Genomic DNA, 22,440 nt, shown 5'->3' with positions numbered 1-22,440 from the left:
CAGTGCATGGACCAAATTCTCTCACTGGCGGCGACCAACCTGCTGTCTCCCATCATCCTGTCCTTCGCTTTGGGCCTTGCGGCGGCGCTGGCCCGCTCCGACCTCAGCGTGCCCGAGGCGGCGGCCAAGGCGTTGTCGATTTACCTGCTCTTCGCCATCGGGTTCAAAGGCGGGGTCAGCGTTTCTGCGCATGGGATCGACGCGAAACTCGGGTTGACGCTTGTGGCGGGCATCGTGCTGTCGGCGGTGCTGCCGTTGATCGCCTTTGCCCTCTTGAACGTCATGACATCGCTGAGCCGTCTGGATGCCGCCGCCGTCGCCGCGCATTACGGTTCGATCTCTATTGTTACCTTCGTCGCAGCCACCTCGGTGCTCGAAAGCAGCGGCATTGCGTCCGAAGGATACATGGTGGCCGTGGCCGCCGCGATGGAGGCGCCCGCAATCCTGTCGGCGCTGTGGCTCATCTCTCGTGGCGGCGGCAACGGGCAACGCATGGACAGCGACCTGTGGCGCGAGATTTTACTGAACGGATCCATTGTCCTGCTGGTGGGGTCATTTTTCATCGGCTGGGCAACAGGCGAGAAAGGTCTGGAAGAGATTTCCAGCTTCATCGTGGCGCCGTTCAAAGGTGTTTTGTGCCTGTTCCTGCTGGACATGGGGCTGGTTGCCGGACGCGGGTTGCGCGAGCGCAGCGATGTGCTGCGGCCCGGCGTGCTGGCGTTTGGCATTCTGATGCCGGTCATCGGCAGCCTCTGCGGGCTTGGTGCCGGGCTTCTGCTGGGCCTGTCATCCGGTGGCGTCGCGCTGATGATGGTGCTTTCGGCCTCGGCCTCCTACATCGCGGTGCCCGCGGCAATGCGGGTGGCGCTGCCCGAGGCGAACCCGTCAATTTACCTCACGCTGTCTCTTGGGGTAACCTTTCCCTTCAATCTGACGCTCGGCATTCCGCTGTATGTCGCGCTGGCCACGGCCATGACAGGAGCCTGATCCCATGCAGACACATCAAGCAAAACGGGTCGAGATCACCATCGAAGCCATCATGCAATCCCGCCTGACCGAGGCCTTGCTGAAAGCGGAAGTTACCGGTTTCACGGTCCTGCCGGTGCTTGGCGGATCGGGGCGGTCTGGCGCCTGGACCCGCGCGGGCGAGATTGGCCGTGCGAGCGGCATGGTTCAGGTCATCTGCATCATTCGGCCGGAAAAGCTCGACAAACTGTTGGAGGCCGCTTTCAGTGTCGTGGAACGCCACATCGGTGTCGTGGCGATTGTTGACTGCGAAGTGCTTCGGGCAGAACGTTTTTAACCTTTTCTAAACCAAAATTAAGGAATCCTCGGCGACATGAATAGCCGTACTGTTTCGATTCAACTGCCTGCCGATCTGGCACTTGCAGTCCATGATCTGGCGACGGAACAGGAAGGCACGGTTGCAAAGGTTGTCGAGGACCTTCTGGTCGCGCATCTCGCGGCACGCAAAGGGTCCAAACGCCCGTCGGAAGTTGTCGATCAACGGCTGATCTTTGCCCTGCAAAAGCTGCTGTTTCGTGACATGGCAGAGGCGCAGGACTGGGACGATCTGGACGAGCGTTTGCGCCGCCATGGATACTTCATGAAGATCGCCTGGGGCGGGCTGTCTCTGCATACCGAAACCAGCGGCCAGAAACTGTGCAACACCGCCGATCTGGGGTTTTCCTATGTCACCTTCCTGCGGCGATTCGGACCGGGCAAGCCAAGAGATCCACATATGAGCTGAGCCCGTTTTTTTCCGGGCAGTCGGTCAGTTCTGGAAGATACCGGTTGCATGACCGTGCGCTGGCTGTTCATCTTCGAACAGGAAACAGCGCGAGGAGGTCCGGATGGCCTGGTCTGAAATCATCACCTTTACACTGGTCGCGTCACTCTTGGTCATGTCACCCGGCCCGAACGGTGTCCTGATTGCAAAAACCGTACCGACCTCCGGGCGAGCGGCGGGATTCGCGAATGTATTGGGCTTTGTGACCGGGTTTTACCTACACGGTGCGCTTTCAGTGCTCGGCATCTCCATCATCTTGGTGCAATCGGCAACGGCCTTCACCATCGTGAAATACCTCGGGGCGGCTTACCTGTGCTGGATCGGGATCAGGGCATTGATCTCGGCTGTCAGAGGCGTCGCACCGCCAAAAGAGGTGGCACCGGCCAAAAGGCAGCGGACGTTGATGAAAGCCTATATCGAAGGCCTGCTGACAAACGCGCTCAATCCCAAGGTGTCCATGTTCTATCTCGCGGCTTTCCCGCAATTCATCACAATCGGGGAGACAACAGCCGCGTCTTCCTTCCTGCTTGTCTTCATCCACTCCGTGCTGAATGCGATCTGGTTCGGTGCAATGGTGCTCCTTCTGGCGCGTCTCTCCAGAGGGGCCAAGGACGGCAGCTTTCAGCGCTGGCTCAAGGGTGTGACCGGCGTGGTGTTCATCGGTTTCGGAGTAAAACTCGCGTCTTACCGGCCAAACCTGTGACATAGCTTTGCAGGCAGGTCCGGTGCGAAGCCGCTCGCCGCGCTGCCACAAAAAAAGCCCGCCAGCGGTCAACGTGGCGGGCTTTCGTTTAGCTATCTGAAAGATCAGCCTTTTTTCAGCACCCGATTGCCCAGCAATTCGGCGATCTGAACGGCATTGAGAGCAGCCCCCTTGCGCAGGTTGTCCGACACGCACCAGAAGTTCAGCCCGTTATCGATCGTGCTGTCCTGCCGGATGCGGCTGACGAAGGTGGCGAAATCACCGACGCATTCGACGGGCGTGACGTAGCCCGCGTCCTCGCGCTTGTCGATCACCATGACGCCGGGTGCCTCGCGCAGAATCTCGCGCGCCTCATCCTCATCCAGATGATCTTCGAACTCGACATTCACCGACTCCGAGTGACCGACAAAGACCGGCACACGCACACAGGTGGCCGTGACCTTGATGGCTGGATCGACGATTTTCTTCGTCTCCACCATCATCTTCCACTCTTCTTTCGTGTCGCCCGAATCCATGAAGACGTCGATCTGCGGGATCACGTTAAAAGCAATCTGCTTCTGGAACTTCTTGGGTGGCTTGTCATCGGTCGGATTGTAGATCGACTTGGTCTGATCCCAAAGCTCATCGGCACCCTCTTTGCCTGCGCCCGACACCGACTGGTATGTGGAGACCACAACGCGCTTGATCGTCGCGCGGTCGTGCAGCGGCTTCAAGGCCACAACCATCTGCGCTGTCGAGCAGTTGGGGTTGGCGATGATGTTCTTCTTCGCATAGCCCTCGATGGCGTCCGGGTTCACCTCGGGCACAATCAGCGGCACATCCGGGTCATAGCGGTAGAGCGACGAGTTATCGATCACGACGCAACCGGCCTTGGCTGCTGCAGGCGCGTACTTCTTGGTCGCCTCGGACCCCACCGCAAAGAGCGCGATGTCCCAGCCGGTGAAATCAAACGTATCGAGGTCCTTCGTCTTGAGCGTCGTCTCGCCAAAGCTCACTTCCGTGCCCAGCGACTTGCGCGACGCAAGCACCGTGATCTCGTCCACCGGGAAGTGGCGTTCGGAAAGGATGTTCAGCATTTCGCGGCCCACATTGCCTGTGGCGCCCGCAACAACGACGCGGTAACCCATCTGTTTTACTCCAATGTTCAAGTGATGGTCCGCGCCTCTTATACCCCTTGTGTCTTAAGGGGAAGGGCCTCAAGACTTCGTGTTCTGCCACTTGGCGGCAACGGCCTTGGCGGAGTTCAGCAGCAGCGCGATATCCATCGCCACGGCGACAAAGCGCGCGCCCGCGTCCAGAGACGCCTGGATCATGCCATCGTCGGATGTGAGAATGCCCGCAGCCTTGCCGCTGTCACTGATCCGTTTGAGCGCGCCCAGGATCGTGGCCTGCATATCCGGGTGCATGGTCTGGCCCAGATAGCCGAGGCTGGCCGATAGATCCGCGGGGCCGATGAACACGCCGTCAACGCCCTCGACGGCGAGGATTTCGTCCAGGTTTTCGAGGCCGGTCTTGTTCTCCACCTGCACCAACAGGCAAATCTGCGCATCTGCCGTGGGGCCATAGTTTTCTGTCTGGCCGAAGTTCGACACGCGGCCCACTGCATAGCCCACGCCGCGCGTGCCGTTGGGTGGATAGTGGCAGGCCCGCACCAGGTCGCGCGCCTGCTCGGCGGTCTCGACCATGGGCACCAGAACGGTCTGGACACCGACATCAAGCACCTGTTTGAGAATCCAGGTCTCGCCAATTGGAACCCGCACAACCGGATGGCTGGCACTGCCCTTGAGGGCCATCATCTGATCGCGGATCGACCGGATGTCGTTGGGCGAATGCTCCCCGTCGATCAGCAACCAGTCAAACCCCGCGCCGCTGAGGATTTCCGCCGTGTAGCTTTCGGCCATGCTCATCCAACACCCCAACTGGGTCTCACCGTCTGAGAGGGCTTTTTTGAACGTATTGAGGGGCGCTGACATGGTGGTTTTCCTTCGTATGTATCGGTCGCAGACTAAGCACACCAGACGGTGCTGCACCATGGCATGTGTCTCGTTCGGGACAAATGTGGCTGCGTTTCGGACAAAGTCGCCGCTGCGCCTTTCACTCAGGACCATCATGCGCCACCAACTTTTCTTCAGATAGAAATGTGTATTTGACGTTTGGGGGCATTATGAGATTCTTGGCGGGTGCGCTCTTTGGCGCTCTAACTTCTTTTTCAATGTCGGCGCATGCTGCAACAGTGACCTACACGGATCGTAACAGCTTTGCAGCACAGTTGCTGACATCCGATACCGATACCTTCAGCGGATCAGTTTACACCTCAGGCGATAGTCCCGGTGGCCCTCCTAACGCAAGAAGCTATACCAACGCTGGCATGAGTGCGGTGCGTGGCGAGACGGATTTCACGGCGACGTATTTCAGCTCCAACTACGTGTTTGGGCCTTTTGGCACAGGTTCCAACACGTACTATTGTGCGGGATGCAATGGGTCCTTCACTTTGGGTTTCACCACCACATCCCTTGGCACGAACCTCGGGGTCGGTGGCGTTGGGCTGGATATCTTGTTCAACAACACAATCAAGGAAAACCGCTATTCTGCGTTTGTCACTTTTGGTGACGGGTCCATGCAGACCTACGCCCTGCCGGCAGGGAAAAGCTTCTTTGGGATCGCCTCCGATCTACTCGTGTCGTCAATCAATTTTACATCATCACCCACCGGCGGATCGAGGGGCGCCTGCTGTTTTATAATCGACAACCTGACCATCGGCGCGGCGGCGCCCATACTGGCGCCGATTCCGATCCCGGCGGGGTTACCCCTCGTCCTCTCAGGCGTGGGCCTGCTGGGCCTGGTCGGTCGTCGCCGGTCGCAGTTTGGTGGATCATCCTAGTCGCGGATGATGTGCACGTCATTCTGTCGGCGCTGAATAAAGGGGCGTGTTCTGCCGGAGATCCGATGGACCCGCCAATTCTGATCGGACGGCCATGAGCCTGCTCGCAACCCTGCAGGTTTTGCAGTCGATCCAACCTGAACCTGCGTTTATGGCAAAGACGCTGATAGAGCCCCGTTTCCGGATTGGGTCCACAGCTTTGTCCGCCATGCAGCGCCCGGCAAATCGTGCCGCTTGGACCTTTCTCAGATCACCTTGATCACGTCTTTGTCTATCGCCAGCATATAGCCCCGGCGCGCGATGTTCTTGACCAACAGTTCCGCTACGATCTGATTTCCCAGCGTGTCGCGGAGGCGCTTGATCCGTGTTGCGCCCGCCGCCTCTTCACATTCGGTGGGGCTGCGACCTGAAATCATGCCTTCGATTTCCGAGCCTGACAGCACGTCGTCGTCCATCCGCGCCTCGGCCAGCACCGACATCGTCTCCATCGCCGCATCGGTCAGCTTGAAGCCGAGGTTGTTGAGGTAGACGGTGTTCTCCTCGCGGCTGATCAGCAGGGAATTGACCTGTATGCCCGCCCGTTCGATCTGTGCCACGCGGCGGTTGAAACTGACCAGCATGACCAGAAAGACCAGGGCCGCGATGAGCAGCGCCGTGGCAAAGAGGAGCAGCACGAAAATCACCACACGGTAGCTCCTCAACGTATCCGAAAATGCGGTGCCCGACTGGGCGAGGATTTCCAGCAGCTTGATCTCCGCCTGTGCGGTCAGATCGTTGTTTTCGACAAAGAGTTGCTCGACCCGCGCGTTAAAGGCATTGGCATCGGGCAGCGCCCAGAACAACAAGGCAGCGGTGATCAGCAGGATCAGTACAATCGCCGCGATCCCGATGACCACGATCCGTCCGCCCGAACGGCGCATGTCAGAAGCGGAGGAAGTTGGATCCTGCACTCTGTTTCCTTTCTGCCAGCCCGCTTTCATCAAAGACGGAGACAATGTTCAGCAGGGTCCAGCCCTGGGCGGCAAGCCGTGCGGAAAGCTCTGCCCGTGCCGCTCCTTTAGAGCATTGGGAAATCTGCGCCACCCCATAGTGCAATCGCAAGGGGTTGTCCTGTTTGGCCTTGTAGTCGGCGTAACATCCGGCCGTATGGCCCGGTTGGGCAAGGGCAAGTGCCGTAATAAGACCCGCGATGAGGGCTGTGTGTTTCATGGTCCGATCCTGCGCGCCGTATGCAGGATATTCAATAACAAAAGGACCTTAGGGCGTGTGTTATCGGATAACGGGGCGTTGATATTGCCTGTCTGGCAGGGGGTGACCCAGATTGATCCCACAAGGCCGCTTGTTCCGCGAGGGGTCGCAAGATCAAGAAAAGGAAATGCCCCATGCACCGCAAATTCATCGCCACCATCGTCGCCGCTGCCGTCGCGGTTACTGCTTTCGGCAACGCACCTGCACGTGCGGATGAAGATGTCTTGCGCGCACTGGCGGCCATCGCCGGCATCGCGATTGTCGGCAAGGTGATCCACGACAGGAACGAGCGCAAACGCCAAAAGCACACTGTGACACGGAATGTCCATAAAGCGCCCGTCTATCACAACCACAATCAGGTTTATGATCTTGCGCCGCGTCCGCTGCCCCAGCGCGCCAAGAACCGGCGGCTGCTGCCTGGTGATTGCCTGCGCACCGCGGAAACGCGGCAGGGGCGCGTGCGTTACTTTGGCAAGCGCTGCCTGGAGCGGAACTACAATTATGTGAACCGGTTGCCACAGGCCTGTGCGATCCGCTTGCGCGGGGATGATCGCAACCGGCGTGGATACGAGGCGCGGTGTCTGCGCCGTGAAGGATACCAATTGGCCCGCCGCTAAGGATGGGTCGATGCAAGGTCGGGAGGGTTCCCTGACCCGACCTTGACCTGGAAGGGGGCGTTCGGGCGCTTCCTTCCCTTTTTAACCAGTGCCGCGCGCTCCCTCATGGGAGCGCGCTTTTTCGTTTGGGCATCGGAACAACAGGGTTGCACCGTCGCCGTGATCGTTGGATCAGAAGGAATGGAACCCGATTTCGAATTTGAAACCGCAGCCTATGCCGCCGGTGCCTCTCGTGTGGCGGGGGTGGATGAGGTCGGACGGGGGCCGCTGGCGGGGCCCGTCACTGCCGCCGCCGTTGTGCTGGATCCGGCCTCTATTCCCGAGGGGTTGAACGATTCAAAACAGCTGTCGATCAAGAAACGTGTCTATCTGGCGGAACTTCTGACGGACTGCGCCGAGATTTCGGTCGCGCACGCCTCGGTGGAAGAGATCGAGCAACACAATATCCTCCGCGCCAGTCATATTGCGATGATGCGGGCTGTGGCGGGTCTGCCGGATGCGCCGGACTATGTGCTGATCGACGGATCGATGATACCGCGCGGCATGAACATTCCCGCGCAGCCGGTGGTCAAGGGTGACACTCGATGCCTGTCGATTTCGGCGGCCTCCATCGTGGCAAAAATCGCCCGTGACAAGCTGATGGTGGATTTGGCGCAACAGCATCCCGGCTATGGGTGGGAGACGAACATGGGATATGGATCAAAAAGCCACATGTCCGCGCTTCAAAATCTTGGGCCGACCCCACACCATAGACGAACCTTCAAACCGGTGCACAATATCTTGTATCAAGATAAAAACTTAAAGCCTTGATTCAAAAAAGAAATTGACCGCGAATCGCCTTTGACTCATGCTGTGCTCAACCAATGAGTGCAGCAAGCACCGGGACAGAGGCAGAAAAATGATGACCAAGACCAAAGGCGCCACTGCGCTTCCTTTGAACACGATACTTGACGGCGATTGCATCGAGATGATGAACAGCCTGCCAGAGGCGTCCGTCGATCTGATTTTCGCTGATCCGCCTTATAATCTGCAGCTCAAGGGCGAATTGCACCGCCCGGACAACAGCCGCGTGGATGCGGTGGATGACGCCTGGGACCAGTTCTCCAGCTTCAAGGCCTATGATGATTTCACCCGCGCCTGGCTGAAGGCCGCGCGACGCCTGCTGAAGCCAAATGGTGCGATCTGGGTGATCGGCAGCTATCACAATATCTTTCGCGTCGGCGCCGCGCTGCAGGATGCGGGCTTCTGGATCCTGAACGACGTGGTCTGGCGCAAGTCGAACCCGATGCCGAATTTCCGGGGCAAGCGTTTCACCAATGCGCATGAAACGATGATCTGGGCCGGCAAGTCCGAAGACAGCAAATACACCTTCAATTACGAAGCGCTCAAGGCGCTGAACGAAGGCATCCAGATGCGGTCCGACTGGGTGCTGCCGATCTGCAATGGTCACGAGCGGCTGAAAGACCACAAGGGCGACAAGGCGCATCCGACACAAAAGCCCGAAAGCCTGCTGCACCGCGTGCTGGTCGGCTCGACAAATCCGGGAGATGTGGTGCTCGATCCGTTCTTTGGGACCGGGACGACCGGGGCCGTCGCCAAGATGCTGGGGCGTGAATTCATCGGGATCGAACGCGAAGAGGCCTATCGCACGGTTGCGCAAAGACGCATCGCCAAGGTCCGCAAGTTTGACCGCGAAGCGCTGCAGGTCTCGGCTTCCAAACGGGCGGAGCCCCGCGTTCCTTTTGGCCAACTGGTCGAGCGCGGTATGCTGCGCCCGGGCGAGGTGCTCTATTCCCCCCGTGGCCAGATTGCCAAGGTGCGCGCCGATGGCACGCTTGTCGGCAATGACATCAAAGGCTCGATCCATCAGGTGGGTGCCGCCTACGAGGGTGCCCCGAGCTGCAACGGCTGGACCTACTGGACCTTCAGGCAAGAGGGCAAGAACGTGCCCATTGATGTCCTGCGCCAGCAGATCCGCTCGGAAATGGCGAGCTGACGCATCCCTGATTTACGAACACCGCCGGTGCCTGTGGCCTAGACAAGGCTGCCTTTGACGGCACACACCTTACCCCGCCCGATGTGGCGGGGTTTTTTCGTCATCGGGATCAGCGTGAGACGTATGGGCTGTTGCCCGGACGGCAACTTGGTGCCCGCATCTGGTCAAAGCAGTTGATGGATGTGTCATCGGTGTGAATGACCCGGGATCGGTCGAGTGACAGGCCCCGCCCGTACCCGCCTCAGTTCAAACGTCTCGGCCTCACATTGTGATTGAGCGCCGCATGGATGTAGCGAGCACCGAAGTCGGATTTACTGACCACGTGGATCACCCCCGCCGACTGCGCCTTGTCGAACATGAAGGGCGTGGGCCAGTCGCTGACCATTACGATTGGTATCTTGGCAAAATCCGGGTTTTCCGCCAATTCTATCGCAAAATTTGCCCCGGTGCCGTCTGGCAGGTGATTGTCCAGCAGGATAAAGCTGGTCTGATAGCGCGCCATATGCTCGCGCGCCTCTTCGATGGTTGCGGCAACGGCAACGAAAACACCCTTGAAACTCTTGTCGAGGATGCGCTTGATCCGTTCCTGGTCAAAGGTGCTGTCTTCGACAATCAAACAGGTTCGGGTCTGGGCGCTTGTCGGTGATTGTGCAATTTGCTGCTGCATTCTTGCCCCTCGTGTAAATCGCCTGAATGCCACCATTGCCATATAATGTTTAAGATTGAGTGATCGACCTCAGCGCGGCATCGGGTTTGCAGCGCTGTTGTAGGCGCTCCAATCCGTGATTTCCGGATAGTACATCTGCCGCCAGCGCCGCACGCGCGGGTTCATGATACGCCGCCAGAGCGGCGGCACCATCGCGGCCATGGTCATGATCGGGTAGCCATAGGGCAGCTGCGGCGCCTCCACGTCGGAATAGGTTTGCAGCACCGGAAAGCGCCGGTCGGGTTTGTAGTGGTGGTCCGAGTGTCGCTGCAGGTTGATCAGCAGCCAGTTGGACATGCGATGATCGGCATTCCAGGAGTGCTGCGGTTTGACGTGTTCGTATTTCCCATCGCCCAGATGTTTGCGCGTCAGACCGTAGTGCTCGATGTAATTCACCAGCTCTAACTGCCAGATCGCCGTGCCTGCCTGCACAAGGAACAGCACCAGACCGGACCATCCGCCGAGGCCAAGGGCCAGCACCAGCATGAAAAGCTGCAGCCCCCAATACCGAAAAAACGGGTTGCCGCGATCATACCACGGCAAGTCGCGCCGTTTCAGCATGTGCTTTTCGGCGGAGAAGGCCGAGTGCAGCGACTGGCGCAGCACCCGGGGGTAAAACCGGTGGAACCCTTCGTTGTAGCGCGCGGTGACGGCATCCTTGGGGGTGCCCACGTAGCGGTGATGCACCAGCAGATGCTCGGACCGGAAGTGTGAATAGAGCACCATGGCCAGCAGGATGTCGGCCATCCAACGCTCGGTCTTGTTCTTCTGGTGCATCAGCTCGTGGCTGTAGTTGATCCCGACCGTGCCGGTAATCACGCCGACACCGAAGAAGAGCACCACGCGTTCCAATACGCCCAGGTGGTCGGCCTGCGGCACATACCAGATCAGGCTGAAGAGCAGGCAAAACTGGACCGGCGTCCAGATCAGCGTGATGACCCGATACCAGAACAGGCTCTGTTCCGGCGTATCGGGGTCCGCGTTCGATTTGTCATGACCAAAGACCGCGTCCAGAGCTGAAAACAGATACCATGTCACGACCGGCAGCAGGGCCACCGTCCACCCACCGTAAAGCGCACCTACCCAGGCCACGGGCACCAGCAGCAGCGAAATCCAGAACGGTGCCGCGCGCGACAGCCGCGTCAGATCGGCAAGAGGGATGGGTCTCTGATCGTGCATCATTGTCAGAATCCTGTTGGCTCCGCGCAGTCTAATCCGGCGCGGGCGATTGTTCCAAGTGTGACGCAGCGCTCATGCCGATGCCTGCGCAAGATCAAAAGCCTTGCGCATGACGGTTGGCAGGTCGGACGGTCGAAAGTCGGCGGGCGGTCGGAAACTGCCACGGGTTGGCGTCGTGTCCGGTGCCACCTCAGCCGTCCAGACCTGCAGGATCAGGTGAAAATGGGTGAAGGTGTGACGCACTTCACCTGACAGTTGCGTCCAGTCTGCCGATGCAGGGGGCGGCACATCTGGCAGGGCGATGTCTGTGTCGATCCACTCTGATCCCGGCCAGCCCAGCATGCCGCCCAACAGGCCCCTGTCTGGCCGCGTTTCCAACAGCCATGCGCCATCGGGGCGACGACCGAGATAGACGATACCGTGACGGACCGGCTTGGCCTTCTTGGGCGCTTTCCTGGGTAGCTCGCCCGCCGTCCCGCGCAGGCGCGCCAGACAGGGATCACGCCAGGGGCAGATGCCGCAGGCCGGAGACTTCGGGCTGCAGATCGTCGCGCCCAGGTCCATGACGGCCTGTGCATAGTCGCCGGGACGGCTGGTTGGGGTGAGCGCCTCAGCCTCAGCCATCAATGCGGGTTTTGCCTCGGGCAGCGGCGTATGGATATCGTGCAGCCGCGACATTACCCGTTCCACATTGCCGTCCAGCACCGCGTGGGGCAGGTCGAACGCAATCGAGGAAATCGCGGCGGCGGTATAGGGCCCGATCCCCGGCAGCTTCAGCAAGGCGGCGTGATCGGCGGGAAACTCCCCGCCATGCTCTGTCACCACGGCGCGGGCGCATTTCAGCAGGTTGCGGGCCCGGGCGTAATACCCCAAGCCGGCCCATTCCCCCATCACATCGGCATCCTCGGCTGCCGCCAGATCGCCTACGGTGGGCCAGCGCGCCGTGAACCTGTGAAAATAGTCTTTTACCGTCGCCACGGTGGTCTGCTGCAGCATCACCTCGGACATCCAGACGCGGTAGGGATCGGGCAGCACCCCGGCCTTGCGGTCCGCGGGCGGCACCCGCCAGGGCATCGCGCGGGCATGCACGTCATACCAGGCCAAAAGGGCGCCGTTCAATTCTTCGGGATCAGGGGCAATTTCACGCAATGTTTATGATCGTCCGTCCGCTTTGTCTGGTTGCCGCTGCTCGGAAAGGCTATGCTGGGCCAACCGTTTCTTGAGAAGATAGCGATGCCGCCCAGACGTGCCAGTACAAAAGGGTTTACCCGCACCGCCAGCCTGCTCACAGGCCGGATCAGGGCGGCGTCTGAAAGCCGGGGATTCGCGCAAAGTCGGCTGTTGACCCAGTGGTCAGAGATCGTCGGCGCGGATGTCGCGGCAATTTCCCGCCCGGTCGAGGTGAGCTACGGGCGCGCAGGTATGGGCGCCACGCTGACGCTGCTGACCACCGGCGCACAGGCCCCGATGCTGGAAATGCAAAAGGAAAAACTGCGTGCCAAGGTCAATGCCGTCTACGGCTATAACGCCATTGCGCGTGTCCGGGTGACCCAGACCGCCGCCACCGGGTTTTCCGAAGGGCAGGTTGCCTTTGAACCGGCCAAACCCGGCGCCGATGCGGCGCCCGTTGATCCCGCCATTCGCCGCAAGGCTGCCCAAACCGCCAGCCCCGTTGAGGACAGCGGGTTGCGCGACGCGCTTGCACGTCTGGGCGAAAACATACTGAACAAGACAAATCGCTGAAAAGGATAGACCGATGTCGCGAATGATGATGATCTCCGCCGCTGTGGCCGTGCTTGGAATAGGGGCATATTTCGTCACATCCCCCAGCCCGTCCGTGACGCCCGCCGATCCTCTGGGAGCCGCAAATGCGCAGACGGCAGAAGCGGATGTGGACATTTCCACGATCCAAGAAATGTCTCTGGGCAATCCGGACGCGCCGGTCACCGTGATTGAATATGCGTCCTTCACCTGCCCGCATTGCGCGTCTTTCCACGCAGGTCCCTACAAGCAGCTGAAGGCGGATTACATCGACACGGGCAAGATCAATTTTGTCTATCGCGAAGTCTATTTCGACCGCTTCGGTCTCTGGGCTTCGATGATCGCGCGTTGTGCTGGCACACCGCAGAGCTTTTTCGGCATGACCGATCTGATCTATTCCGGCCAGTCCACTTGGGCGCGTGCCGGTGAGCCTACGGAGATCGTTGCGGAATTGCGCAAGATCGGTGCGCTGGCGGGACTGGATGCGGATACCATGGAGGCCTGCCTGCAGGACGGTGACAAGGCGCGTACGCTGGTTGCCTGGTATCAGGAACATGCCGAAGCCGACGGGATCGACAGCACCCCAAGCTTTGTCATCAACGGTCAGAAGTATTCCAACATGGCCTACAATGAAATGGCCGCTCTGATCGACGCCGCAGCGGAATAATGGCCGCCCCTCTTGACGGTCTGAAGGTCGTCGAACTGGCACGTGTTCTGGCCGGCCCCTGGGCAGGCCAGACGTTGTCAGACCTCGGCTGTGAAGTGATCAAGGTGGAAAGCCCCGCAGGCGATGACACCCGCCAGTGGGGTCCGCCGTTTGTCACCCGGGATGACGATGTCTCGGCGGCCTATTTTCATTCCACCAATCGGGGCAAGGCGTCGGTCACGGCAGACTTTCGCACCGAGGAAGGCAAGCAGAAGGTCAAGGACCTGCTGGGCGATGCTGACATCCTGATCGAAAACTTCAAGACCGGCGGGCTTACGAAATACGGGCTGGACTATGACAGCCTGTCGAAAGAGTTCCCGCAGTTGATCTATTGCTCGATCACCGGGTTCGGCCACACCGGGCCCTATGCGCCGCGCGCGGGATATGATTTCATCGTGCAGGGCATGTCGGGTTTGATGTCCGTGACGGGCGAACCCGAAGGGCAACCGCAGAAATACGGGATCGCGATCACGGACATTTTGACGGGTGTCTATGCGACAACAGCGATTCTGGCGGCGGTGCATCAGCGGCACCAAACCGGACGCGGCCAGCATATCGATATGGCCCTGATGGATGTGGCGGTGTCGATCACGTCCAATCAGGCGATGAACTATCTGACCACCGGCACGCCGCCGCGCCGGATGGGCAATGCGCATCTGAACCTCGCGCCCTATCAGGTCTTTGACTGCGAGGACGGGCATATCATCATCGCCACCGGCAATGACGGCCAGTATCAGCGGCTGTGCCGCCTGCTGGGGCTGGAGGAGATGGCGACGGCGCCCGAATTCCTCAAGAACGTGGACCGTCTCGCCAATCGGGCAGAGATGGACGCACGGCTGACGGCGGTGACCCGGACGCGCACGCGCGCCGATCTGCTGGCGGCCTGCGAGGCCGCAGGTGTGCCCGCCGGGCCGATCAACGACATGGCCGAGGTGATGGCGGACCCTCAGGTGCAGGCGCGCGGCATGCAGCTTGATCTGGAGGGCGTGCCGGGTGTGAGGTCCCCTTTTACCTTTTCCGATGCAGAGCTGGTGTTGAACCGTCCCGCACCAAAGCTGGGGGAAAGCGACTAGGGCGCTTTGAAGCCGTCCAACCGGTCAAAGAGCGGGTTGTAGGTCCCGTCAAAGCTTAGCCGAACCGGCAGCGTGATCACCTTCATCCGAAACGCCGGGGGCAGCCGTACGGCGTCCTTTTCCGTGGTGACAAGCTGTGCGCCTTTTGCGTTTGCATCCGATTCCAGACGCGCCATCAAGGTAGGGGTCAACGGCTGGTGATCTTCCAGAGGCTCGGTGTGCAGCAGGCGCGCACCCAGCCCGCGCAGGGTGTCAAAGAACTTCTCGGGATGGGCGATCCCGGCAAAGGCCACAAAGGGCTCGTCCGTCCAATCCATACCCGTCTGCAAGGGGGCCAGATGGGCCGCAACGCGCGGCAGCCTCTGGGGGATGGTTGCTTTGAACTCTGCCTGCGCCGCGGCATCGCCCAGTGTGAGCAGGATATCCGCCCGCGCCAGCCCGACATCCACGGGTTCGCGTAGCGGGCCTGCGGGCAGGCAGCGTTCATTGCCAAAACCACGTTTTGCATCCACCACGACAATGCTGAGGTCCTTGTGCAGCGCCGGGTTCTGAAACCCGTCATCCAGCACAATGATGCTCGCGCCCGCAGCTTCTGCCGCCTTGCCGCCTGCGGCACGATCCTGCGCGACCCAGACATCGGCAAAGGCGGCAAGCAGCAGCGGTTCGTCCCCCACGTCCGCTGCCGTGTGCAGGCCCGGATCCACACGCACGGGCCCCTTGAGGCGTCCGCCATAGCCGCGCGTGACCACATGCGGCTTGTGAAACTTGCCGCTCAGCCGTTCCAGAACGGCGATCACGGTGGGTGTCTTGCCGGTGCCACCTGCATTGATGTTTCCGACGCAGATCACCGGAATGCCGAGTTTCAGGCCGCTCGTTCCGGCAAGCCGCCGCGCCGTGCCCTGTGCATAGATCCGCCCCAGGGGAGACAGGACGCGCGCCAACAGGCCGGGTTTTTCCGGCGGTGCGAACCAGAAGTCAGGCGTTCGCATGGCGTTTTTCCAACCGCTCATCGAGCGTGGTCTGCACCAGATCGATCACCCGGTCGGTCAGTTCGGCCCCGTGGCTGATTACATCCCAGCCCGCATGCGCCATCGCCGCCGCCTGATCCGGCGCGATCAGTCGGGTGACGGCTGTCCCAAGGCTCTGTGCGTCTTTCACGATGCGGGCCGCACCGGCATTTGCGAGCCGTGAATAGAAAGGCAGGTAGCGCCGTACATTCGGGCCATATAGAACGGCAGATCCCAGCGCTGCAGCCTCAAAGGGGTTGCAGCCGCCGTGACCGGGCGACAGGGAGCTGCCCAGAAAGGATACCGGGGCCAACCGGTAAAAGAGGCCCAGATCATGACCGTCTTCGGCCATCAACACCTGCGTCGTCTCGCTGATGTCGTCTCCGACGGACCATTCGCCAACGCGAAAGCCCTGCTCCACCGCCTGTTCGGCAAAATCGATCAGCGACTGGCTGTGCGCCGGATGCAGGATCAGCAGCAATCGGTGGGAATAGCGCACCGCGTAACGATGAGCGGTCAGGATGGTTGCGACTTCTTCCTCCTGCACGCTGGTGGCCAGCCAGACAGGCCGTCCGCTCAGTGTTTTTGTCATTTCCGACAGGTCTTCATCTGCGCAGGGCAAGGCTTGCCCGCCCGCCTGTAGGGGGGATGTCACCTCGATGGCGTTCGAGGGCAGACCGAGGTTCTGCAGACGCTGCGCCGCCTGGACCGAGCGCGCCATCCGGGCCGCGAAACCCGTCAGCAGGTCACGCGACAGATCGGGCAGCCAGCGGTCCCGGCGCCCGTCAAACCCGCCGGTATCTGCGTCGATCAGGATCATCGGGCAGCCGTTCCGATGGGTCTCGTGCACAAGCGTTGGGCGCAACCGGCCCCAGGACCAGATGCACATGTCAGGCGCCCAGTTCTTGAGGAAGCTTTCCACCGCTGCCGGATGCTCTGACGGGAGCTCATCGAGATGGATGGTGTCCTCTTTCGGGCTGGTTGTGCGGGCCATGTTCAGACCTTCGCCGTCCGGCAGGGTGATCAGCACATGCAGACCATCCCGCGCGCTGCACAGCCGCTGGGCAAGGTCCTGAATGGCCAGCAGATTGCCCGCCTCAGCCGCGTGCAGCCAGACCACTTCGCCCTTGGGTCGATGCGCGCTCGGAACAAAGGACCGGGCCGCCGATCTGCGTGACAGCGCCCGGTAAGCCGCCATTCCGAACGAGCGGCTCATAGGTCTTTACCCCAGTTCTTCGGTCGCGGAGGCGGCTGTCTCTTCATCCCGGAGACGGTGAAGGTGGGCAATGAAATAGCGCATGTGGGCGTTGTCCACGGTGCGTTGCGCCTCGGATTTCCACGCGTTGAACGCCGTTGCATAGTCCGGGAAAATACCAACGATATGAATGTCTTCGACATTCTTGAAGGTGTTGCGGGTCGGGTCCACAAGTTCGCCACCAAAGACGAGATGCAGGCGTTGCGTCATGAGTTTTATCCTTTGAGACGGAGGGTTGGCGGAAAATCGCGTATCTGGGGGCTGGGGTCAAGGCGCGGCGGGTGCAAGCGCCGAGAGGACACGTGGGTGCAGGTTGGGTCCGGCGGCGATTACTCCGTTGAGCGTGGGTGTTTCATTGTTGAAACGCAGCGGCGCCCCGGATTTGTCGGTACACAGACCCCCCGCTTCGGTCACGATCAGCGCGCCGGCGGCAATATCCCATTCCCAGCTTGGTCTGAAGGTCAGCATGGCGTCAAAGCGGGCTTCGGCCACCAACCCCAGCCGGTAGGCCAGCGAGGGACGATGGGAACGGTGAAAACCCGGCTGCCCCTCGGACCAGTGGCTGGGGTCCATCACCGGCTTGGTCGCCAGGATTTCTGCCCCCTGTAATTCCGAAGCGGTCGAGGTGGTCAATGGCGTGCCATTGAAAAACGCACCTTCTCCCAAGGCGGCAGTATAAAGCTTGTCGCGCATCGGCAGGTAGATGGCGGCCGCCGTGATCTGGCCGCGATGCGCCACGGCAACGGAATGCGCCCAGGTGCGTGATCCTTCGACAAAGCTGCGCGTGCCATCGATCGGATCGATGATGAACAGCGTCTCCTGACCCAGCCGGTCGGCGGTGTCCTCGGTTTCCTCGGAGAGCCAACCATAGTCTGGGCGGGCGCTGCGCAGGGTCGTTTCCAGTGCCGTGTTGACCGCAAGGTCGGCTTCGGTCACCGGCCCGGCGCCGCCCGGTTTGTCCCAGGATTTTGCATCCTTGCCGACAAATCCGGTTGCCACACGGCCCGCCAGGCGGATTGCGTCGGTGATCAGGGCGAGGTCAGTTGCCTGCAAGGGTCATTCCTGGCACCAGCAAGGAGGGGACCACGCGGCTCAGATGCGCCCGCGCGTCATTGGCCGGCACGATCCGGCGCAGCATGTCGCGCAGGTTGCCCGCAATGGTGCATTCGTTGATCGCGTGGGTGACCTCGCCGTTTTCCACCCAGAACCCGGCGGCCCCGCGTGAATAGTCGCCCGTGTTGGGATTGATGGTCGCCCCGATCATCGAGGTTACCAGCAAGCCGGTGCCCATGTCGCGGAGCAGATCCGCGTGGCTCGCCTTCCCCTGGCTCAGTGCCACATTCCAGGTGGAGGGTGAGGGCGCGGAGGAGGCCCCGCGTCCTGCATTTCCCGTCGAGGGCAGCCCGAGCTTGCGCCCGGTGGCCAGATCCAGCGTCCAGCCGGTCAAAACACCGTCCTTGACGATCTCGCGCCTCTGGGTCGGCAAACCTTCGGCATCGAACGGGCGCGAGCCGGACGCGCGGGGGCGGTGCGGATCCTCGACCAGTGAGAGGTGATCCGGCAGTACGGATTGCCCCTTGGCATCGCGCAGCCAGGACGCGCCACGGGCGATGGACGAGCCGTTGATGGCGACCAGCAAATGGCCGATCAGGGAAGAGGCGATGCGTTCATCAAAGAGCACGGGAAAGCTGCCGGTGGGCGGTTTGCGGGCGTCCAGTCGGGCCACCGCCCGTTCCGCAGCCTGTGTGCCGATCTCTCGCGGATCGCGCAGGTCGGACTGAAAGGTGCGGCTGTCGCCATCCACGTCGCGTTCCATACCGGTGCCGGTCCCCGCGATGGCGACACAGGACAGCGCACGGCTGGTGCGGCTGTAGCCGCCGGAAAACCCGTTGGTGGCCGCCAGATGCACATGTCGGGCAGAATACCCCGCGGAGGCGGATTGTACCTGGGTCACGCCCTTGTTCTCCAGTGCTGCGGCTTCGGCGGCTTGCGCGTCTTCCTGCAGGCTTGCGGGCGAGGGTTCCGGTGTCGGATCGTGCAGCTCCAGACGTGCCACATCTATATCACGGGCCAGCTGGTCGGCATCGGCAAGACCGGTATAGGGGTCTTCGGGGGCTTCCTGCGCCATGGCGATGGCCCGCACGGCCATTTCCCCCAGCGTCTTGGAGGCGGTGTCGGACGCGGATACCGTGGCGCTGCGCTGGCCGACAAAGACCCGGAGCCCGAGGTCCACGGCTTCGGCCCGTTCGGCATGCTCCAATGCGCCCGTCCGCACGTCGATGCTGAGCGATGTGCCCTGCATCACGATGGCATCGGCGGCATCGGCACCCGCTGTCCGGGCGGCATCGAGTAGCTGAGCGGTCAGGCTCTCCGGCGACTGGGTCATTCAGTAAGCTCCAAACCAATTCCACGTCAGGTAGCGGTGTCGTGCAGGCACTGCAAGGGAGGAAGGCAAAAAGGGGCGCTCGCCGCGCCCCTCTTTCTCGTCTACATGCGTTTATTCAGCGATTACTGAATGCGCTGGCCGTTGGCCATGATGTGGCCTTGCTCATTGATCTCGATCTTGGAGTTGAGCGTATCGGGGGCGGTGCCCGGCACGGCAAGCAGCCCCATCATCATCCGGGCACCCATCGCCTGATCCTCGGGCAGCAGGCCAATGGACACAAGCGTATCGAGCAGTTTGTTGCCGCCGACCAGCATCAGATCCGCGGAACCCTTGGGTTTCAACCCGGCCCCCGGCGTATCCGTATCGAAGGTGAATGCACCTTCGCCGGTCAGCTCGGCACCGGCCGCCGTGACCTGCAGCCGGTTGATGTCGACGGATTCCAGTTCGGCCGGCGTAAAGTCGGGATCATCCACGGCTGCCGCTGCAGAGGGGTCGAGGAAATCAAACAGAAGCCGGGCTTTGCCGGTCAGGTCCAGCACAAAAGTCGCAGGCGTGCGCGGCAGCTGTGCCTTTGGATCGAACAACCCCCACAGCAGATCGGACATGGTGAAATCGTTGAAGGAAAAACCAACGGCAAAATCATCGGCGGCATCGGATTTCTGCAATGGCATCGCAAAGTTGAAGCTCGCGCTGGCCATGTCGACTTCGATGGGTACCGGGAAATCCTCCGTTGTCATGGCCAATTTGAGGTTGTTCTGACCGCCAGAGTAATTCAGACCATCGGCCCCCATGACAACTTCGAGTTTGCCACCCGTCGAGGAGGTCTCTGCGGAAAAAGCCTCGGCGTTGTTCTCTTTGACCGACATGGTCGTCGAGCCGCCCGAGTAGTTGAACGCGCCTTTGACCGCCATGCCAGCGGCAAGGAGGGCGGAGACATCGCTGGCATCCTGAACGACAAGCGGCACGGCGCTTTCACCGGAAAAGCTGATGCCGTCTATCCCGCCTGCAAGATCAACTGTGTCCTGGCCCTCGGGACTGATGAAAGCAAGGGTATAGTCAACGTCCGTGGCCTGCATACGCTGGTCATAGAGGCGCTTCCCGGTCACACTGGACTGCGTGGTACCGGACAGGCCGTTCATGATCACGCGCATGGCTACATTGGCTGCGTCGATCGTTTCGCCATCCACGATTAGTTCCGTCAACAGAAGTTCGACACTCTGCGCTGTATAGGCGCTGGTCATCTGGGTCGGCATACCAGACACGGTCGTATTTGCACCGGAGGGGCGGATTTCCATCTGGATGTCCAACTTGGCGCCGCCCTGATCGACGGTAGACATCTCCAGCGGCATTACCTCTGGAAACACCACCTCGACGGTTCCGTCACCTGCCTCGGTAAATGTCATGCGGTCAATGCTCACCGTTACGGCAGCGGCATCACTTGTTTCCGGAGAGGTGAATTCGATGTCGCTGACGGTCAGCGTGTCCCCGGATTTCGACTCGTCCGCCGAGACGTCATAGCCAATCCCTTTGAAGTAGGTTTTCCAGTCATTCCACACATCCTGTCCGCTGACATCCGCCTGCGCTGCCGATGCCATCGCACCGACGATCAGCGCAACGGACGCAGTTCGGAGGGTTAAAAAAGTCATTCTCTAGTCCTTATCAACAACTGTCGCGCGCATGGTCTGCCAAGGTATGGCGATGGTCAAGAGGCTGTGGGTCTGGACCCCGCTCGCGCGGCACTTTACCACAAGGCCATCAGCAAGGAGCGTTGCACATGGATATGACAGGAAAAACAGTACTGATCACCGGGGCAAGCCGCGGGATTGGCGCAGAAACGGCACGGGTTTTCGCCAAGGCCGGGGCGAATGTGGCACTTGTCGCGCGCGGGCAGGGCCAGATTGCGGATCTGGCCGGCGAGATCGGCCAGCAGGCGATTGCGATTCCCTGCAACGTGGCCAATGCCCGCGAAGTTGCCGCCGCTGTCGATACCACCGTCGATGCCTTTGGCAGCCTGGACGTTCTGATCAACAACGCCGGTGTGATCGAGCCGATTTCCCATCTGAGCGACGCGGATGTCGAAGCCTGGGGGGACGTCATCGACATCAACCTCAAGGGGGTCTTTTACGGCATGCGGGCCGCCGTGCCGGTGATGAAGGCAGGCGGGGGCGGATCGGTTCTGACCATCAGTTCGGGGGCCGCCCACGGCCCGGTCGAGGCCTGGAGCCATTACTGCGCGTCCAAGGCTGCGGTGAATATGCTGACCCGCTGCCTCGACAAGGAAGAGGCGGAACACGGTATCCGCGCCATCGGCTTGTCGCCGGGCACGGTCGCGACGCAGATGCAGCGCGAGATCAAGTCCAGCGGGATCAACCCGGTGAGCCAATTGGACTGGGACGCGCATATTCCGGCGGACTGGCCCGCGCGGGCGCTGTTGTGGATGTGCGGCCCTGAGGCTGACGCGTGGTGCGGGCAGGAGATTTCGCTGCGGGACGAGGATATTCGCCGGCAAGCGGGCCTTTCATGATCACGCTCGACCGGGAGAGCGATGTCTGGACGGTCACGTTGAACCGTCCGGATAAGGCCAATGCTCTGACCGAAGAGATGCTGACCGAATTGCGGGACGTCATGCATGCCGCCGCAGGGGCGCGGGCGGTGATCCTGACGGGCACGGGGAAGGTCTTCAGCGCCGGGGCGGATCTGGACGCGGCCCGTGCCGGGCTCGCGACCTCGCCGCTCTGGGAAGAGCTCTCGATGGCAGTGGCGGCACTGCCCGGTCTGTCGATTGCAGCGTTGAACGGCACGCTTGCGGGGGGCGCCATGGGCATGGCGCTGGCCTGTGACATGCGAATTTCCGTTGCAACGGCGCGGTTCTTTTATCCGGTCATGAAGCTGGGCTTTCTGCCGCAGCCGAGCGACCCCAAACGCATGGCGGCGCTCATCGGCCCGGCGCGGACCAAGCTGATCCTGATGGGGGGTCAGAAAATCGATGCCGAAGAGGCGCTGAGGTTCGGGTTGATTGACCGGATCGTGCCGCCTGAGGACTTGATAACGCAAGCGCTGGCCCTGACCATCGATACGGTTGCCGCGCAACCCGACCTCGCCGGGCAAATCAAGGACATGTGCGGCTAGGCAG

The 22,440-nt window shown here is 61.0% G+C and carries 26 protein-coding genes; 13 read left to right on the top strand and 13 right to left on the bottom strand.

All coding sequences use genetic code 11. From position 1 onward, the window contains the following. Positions 1 to 6: 6 nt before the first annotated feature. The 4 genes from ISX84_RS13470 to ISX84_RS13455 all read left to right on the top strand — a co-directional run bounded on the left by ISX84_RS13470 (position 7) and on the right by ISX84_RS13455 (position 2,492). Entirely contained in the window at positions 7 to 987 is a 981-nt protein-coding gene (locus ISX84_RS13470) for a sodium-dependent bicarbonate transport family permease (RefSeq protein WP_195820903.1), read from the top strand. 4 nt (positions 988 to 991) lie between these two features. Continuing rightward, the gene (locus ISX84_RS13465) at positions 992 to 1,303 is read left to right on the top strand and encodes a P-II family nitrogen regulator (protein WP_195820902.1); all 312 of its coding nucleotides are present in this window, start codon (positions 992 to 994) and stop codon (positions 1,301 to 1,303) included. A gap of 36 nt (positions 1,304 to 1,339) precedes the next feature. After that, positions 1,340 to 1,750 carry a hypothetical protein gene (locus ISX84_RS13460; protein ID WP_195820901.1) on the top strand — a complete coding sequence of 137 codons (411 nt, stop codon included), beginning with the start codon at positions 1,340 to 1,342 and terminating at the stop codon, positions 1,748 to 1,750. Positions 1,751 to 1,853: 103 nt separating this feature from the next. Continuing rightward, a complete protein-coding gene (locus tag ISX84_RS13455) occupies positions 1,854 to 2,492 on the top strand; it encodes a LysE family translocator (RefSeq protein ID WP_195820900.1) in 639 nt (212 codons plus the stop codon). Positions 2,493 to 2,596: 104 nt separating this feature from the next. Here ISX84_RS13455 and ISX84_RS13450 read toward each other — a convergent pair whose 3' ends face one another. Beyond that, positions 2,597 to 3,619 carry an aspartate-semialdehyde dehydrogenase gene (locus ISX84_RS13450; RefSeq protein WP_195820899.1) on the bottom strand — a complete coding sequence of 341 codons (1,023 nt, stop codon included), beginning with the start codon at positions 3,617 to 3,619 and terminating at the stop codon, positions 2,597 to 2,599. A gap of 69 nt (positions 3,620 to 3,688) precedes the next feature. Further along, positions 3,689 to 4,465 carry an HpcH/HpaI aldolase family protein gene (locus ISX84_RS13445; RefSeq protein WP_195820898.1) on the bottom strand — a complete coding sequence of 259 codons (777 nt, stop codon included), beginning with the start codon at positions 4,463 to 4,465 and terminating at the stop codon, positions 3,689 to 3,691. 83 nt (positions 4,466 to 4,548) lie between these two features. On the opposite strand from ISX84_RS13445, the gene ISX84_RS13440 reads away from it, so the two are divergent. Beyond that, positions 4,549 to 5,373: a VPLPA-CTERM sorting domain-containing protein gene (locus ISX84_RS13440; protein WP_195820897.1), complete on the top strand. Its 825-nt coding sequence runs from the start codon at positions 4,549 to 4,551 to the stop codon at positions 5,371 to 5,373. A 245-nt stretch (positions 5,374 to 5,618) separates the two neighbouring features. Here ISX84_RS13440 and ISX84_RS13435 read toward each other — a convergent pair whose 3' ends face one another. Next, positions 5,619 to 6,323: a winged helix-turn-helix domain-containing protein gene (locus ISX84_RS13435; protein WP_195820896.1), complete on the bottom strand. Its 705-nt coding sequence runs from the start codon at positions 6,321 to 6,323 to the stop codon at positions 5,619 to 5,621. Continuing rightward, positions 6,295 to 6,582, bottom strand: a complete 288-nt coding sequence (locus ISX84_RS13430) for a hypothetical protein (protein ID WP_195820895.1) — start codon at positions 6,580 to 6,582, stop codon at positions 6,295 to 6,297. The genes ISX84_RS13435 and ISX84_RS13430 overlap by 29 nt, the downstream gene beginning before the upstream one ends. Before the next feature lie 173 nt (positions 6,583 to 6,755). Here ISX84_RS13430 and ISX84_RS13425 point away from each other — a divergent pair, with 173 nt between their 5' ends. The 3 genes from ISX84_RS13425 (at position 6,756) to ISX84_RS13415 (ending at position 9,234) form a co-directional block, all read left to right on the top strand. After that, positions 6,756 to 7,238: a hypothetical protein gene (locus ISX84_RS13425; protein ID WP_195820894.1), complete on the top strand. Its 483-nt coding sequence runs from the start codon at positions 6,756 to 6,758 to the stop codon at positions 7,236 to 7,238. 180 nt (positions 7,239 to 7,418) lie between these two features. Continuing rightward, positions 7,419 to 8,048 carry a ribonuclease HII gene (locus ISX84_RS13420; RefSeq protein ID WP_195820893.1) on the top strand — a complete coding sequence of 210 codons (630 nt, stop codon included), beginning with the start codon at positions 7,419 to 7,421 and terminating at the stop codon, positions 8,046 to 8,048. Positions 8,049 to 8,136: 88 nt separating this feature from the next. Continuing rightward, entirely contained in the window at positions 8,137 to 9,234 is a 1,098-nt protein-coding gene (locus tag ISX84_RS13415) for a site-specific DNA-methyltransferase (RefSeq protein ID WP_195820892.1), read from the top strand. A 241-nt stretch (positions 9,235 to 9,475) separates the two neighbouring features. Here ISX84_RS13415 and ISX84_RS13410 read toward each other — a convergent pair whose 3' ends face one another. From ISX84_RS13410 to mutY, 3 genes are all read right to left on the bottom strand, one after another. Then, positions 9,476 to 9,901, bottom strand: a complete 426-nt coding sequence (locus tag ISX84_RS13410; RefSeq protein WP_195820891.1) for a response regulator — start codon at positions 9,899 to 9,901, stop codon at positions 9,476 to 9,478. A 69-nt stretch (positions 9,902 to 9,970) separates the two neighbouring features. Next, on the bottom strand, positions 9,971 to 11,122 hold the full coding sequence (locus ISX84_RS13405; protein WP_229884318.1) for an alkane 1-monooxygenase: 1,152 nt from the start codon (positions 11,120 to 11,122) through the stop codon (positions 9,971 to 9,973). Between the two features lie 69 nt (positions 11,123 to 11,191). Beyond that, complete coding sequence (gene mutY / locus ISX84_RS13400; protein ID WP_195820890.1) at positions 11,192 to 12,268, bottom strand: A/G-specific adenine glycosylase; 1,077 nt, start codon at positions 12,266 to 12,268, stop codon at positions 11,192 to 11,194. 84 nt (positions 12,269 to 12,352) lie between these two features. Here mutY and ISX84_RS13395 point away from each other — a divergent pair, with 84 nt between their 5' ends. Genes ISX84_RS13395 through ISX84_RS13385 form a run of 3 tightly spaced genes read left to right on the top strand, consistent with a single transcriptional unit; the run spans position 12,353 to position 14,659 of the window. Then, positions 12,353 to 12,862: a DUF721 domain-containing protein gene (locus tag ISX84_RS13395; protein WP_195820889.1), complete on the top strand. Its 510-nt coding sequence runs from the start codon at positions 12,353 to 12,355 to the stop codon at positions 12,860 to 12,862. Between the two features lie 13 nt (positions 12,863 to 12,875). Then, positions 12,876 to 13,547 (top strand): DsbA family protein, encoded by a 672-nt coding sequence (locus ISX84_RS13390; RefSeq protein ID WP_195820888.1) that lies wholly within the window; start codon positions 12,876 to 12,878, stop codon positions 13,545 to 13,547. Beyond that, positions 13,547 to 14,659, top strand: coding sequence for a CaiB/BaiF CoA transferase family protein (locus ISX84_RS13385; protein WP_195820887.1), 1,113 nt, complete (start codon positions 13,547 to 13,549; stop codon positions 14,657 to 14,659). The genes ISX84_RS13390 and ISX84_RS13385 overlap by 1 nt, the downstream gene beginning before the upstream one ends. Here ISX84_RS13385 and lpxK read toward each other — a convergent pair. The 6 genes from lpxK to ISX84_RS13355 all read right to left on the bottom strand — a co-directional run bounded on the left by lpxK (position 14,656) and on the right by ISX84_RS13355 (position 20,953). Then, positions 14,656 to 15,648 carry a tetraacyldisaccharide 4'-kinase gene (gene lpxK / locus ISX84_RS13380; RefSeq protein ID WP_195820886.1) on the bottom strand — a complete coding sequence of 331 codons (993 nt, stop codon included), beginning with the start codon at positions 15,646 to 15,648 and terminating at the stop codon, positions 14,656 to 14,658. The genes ISX84_RS13385 and lpxK overlap by 4 nt on opposite strands. Next, complete coding sequence (locus ISX84_RS13375) at positions 15,635 to 16,882, bottom strand: 3-deoxy-D-manno-octulosonic acid transferase (RefSeq protein ID WP_195820885.1); 1,248 nt, start codon at positions 16,880 to 16,882, stop codon at positions 15,635 to 15,637. The genes lpxK and ISX84_RS13375 overlap by 14 nt, the downstream gene beginning before the upstream one ends. Positions 16,883 to 16,888: 6 nt before the next feature. Continuing rightward, entirely contained in the window at positions 16,889 to 17,131 is a 243-nt protein-coding gene (locus tag ISX84_RS13370) for a DUF4170 domain-containing protein (protein WP_195820884.1), read from the bottom strand. 57 nt (positions 17,132 to 17,188) lie between these two features. Continuing rightward, positions 17,189 to 17,974, bottom strand: a complete 786-nt coding sequence (locus ISX84_RS13365) for an inositol monophosphatase family protein (protein ID WP_195820883.1) — start codon at positions 17,972 to 17,974, stop codon at positions 17,189 to 17,191. Next, the gene (locus tag ISX84_RS13360) at positions 17,961 to 19,307 is read right to left on the bottom strand and encodes a TldD/PmbA family protein (protein ID WP_195820882.1); all 1,347 of its coding nucleotides are present in this window, start codon (positions 19,305 to 19,307) and stop codon (positions 17,961 to 17,963) included. Before ISX84_RS13360 ends, ISX84_RS13365 begins: the two co-directional genes overlap by 14 nt. A gap of 122 nt (positions 19,308 to 19,429) precedes the next feature. Next, complete coding sequence (locus ISX84_RS13355) at positions 19,430 to 20,953, bottom strand: DUF2125 domain-containing protein (RefSeq protein WP_195820881.1); 1,524 nt, start codon at positions 20,951 to 20,953, stop codon at positions 19,430 to 19,432. Between the two features lie 128 nt (positions 20,954 to 21,081). On the opposite strand from ISX84_RS13355, the gene ISX84_RS13350 reads away from it, so the two are divergent. Beyond that, positions 21,082 to 21,831 (top strand): SDR family oxidoreductase, encoded by a 750-nt coding sequence (locus tag ISX84_RS13350; protein WP_195820880.1) that lies wholly within the window; start codon positions 21,082 to 21,084, stop codon positions 21,829 to 21,831. Continuing rightward, the gene (locus tag ISX84_RS13345; protein ID WP_195820879.1) at positions 21,828 to 22,436 is read left to right on the top strand and encodes an enoyl-CoA hydratase/isomerase family protein; all 609 of its coding nucleotides are present in this window, start codon (positions 21,828 to 21,830) and stop codon (positions 22,434 to 22,436) included. The genes ISX84_RS13350 and ISX84_RS13345 overlap by 4 nt, the downstream gene beginning before the upstream one ends. The last annotated feature ends 4 nt before the right edge of the window (positions 22,437 to 22,440 follow it).

The sequence above is a fragment of the Roseobacter sp. MH60115 genome (assembly GCF_015644665.1).
Classification (GTDB): domain Bacteria; phylum Pseudomonadota; class Alphaproteobacteria; order Rhodobacterales; family Rhodobacteraceae; genus Roseobacter.
This window is presented reverse-complemented; position numbering and strand designations above follow the sequence as displayed.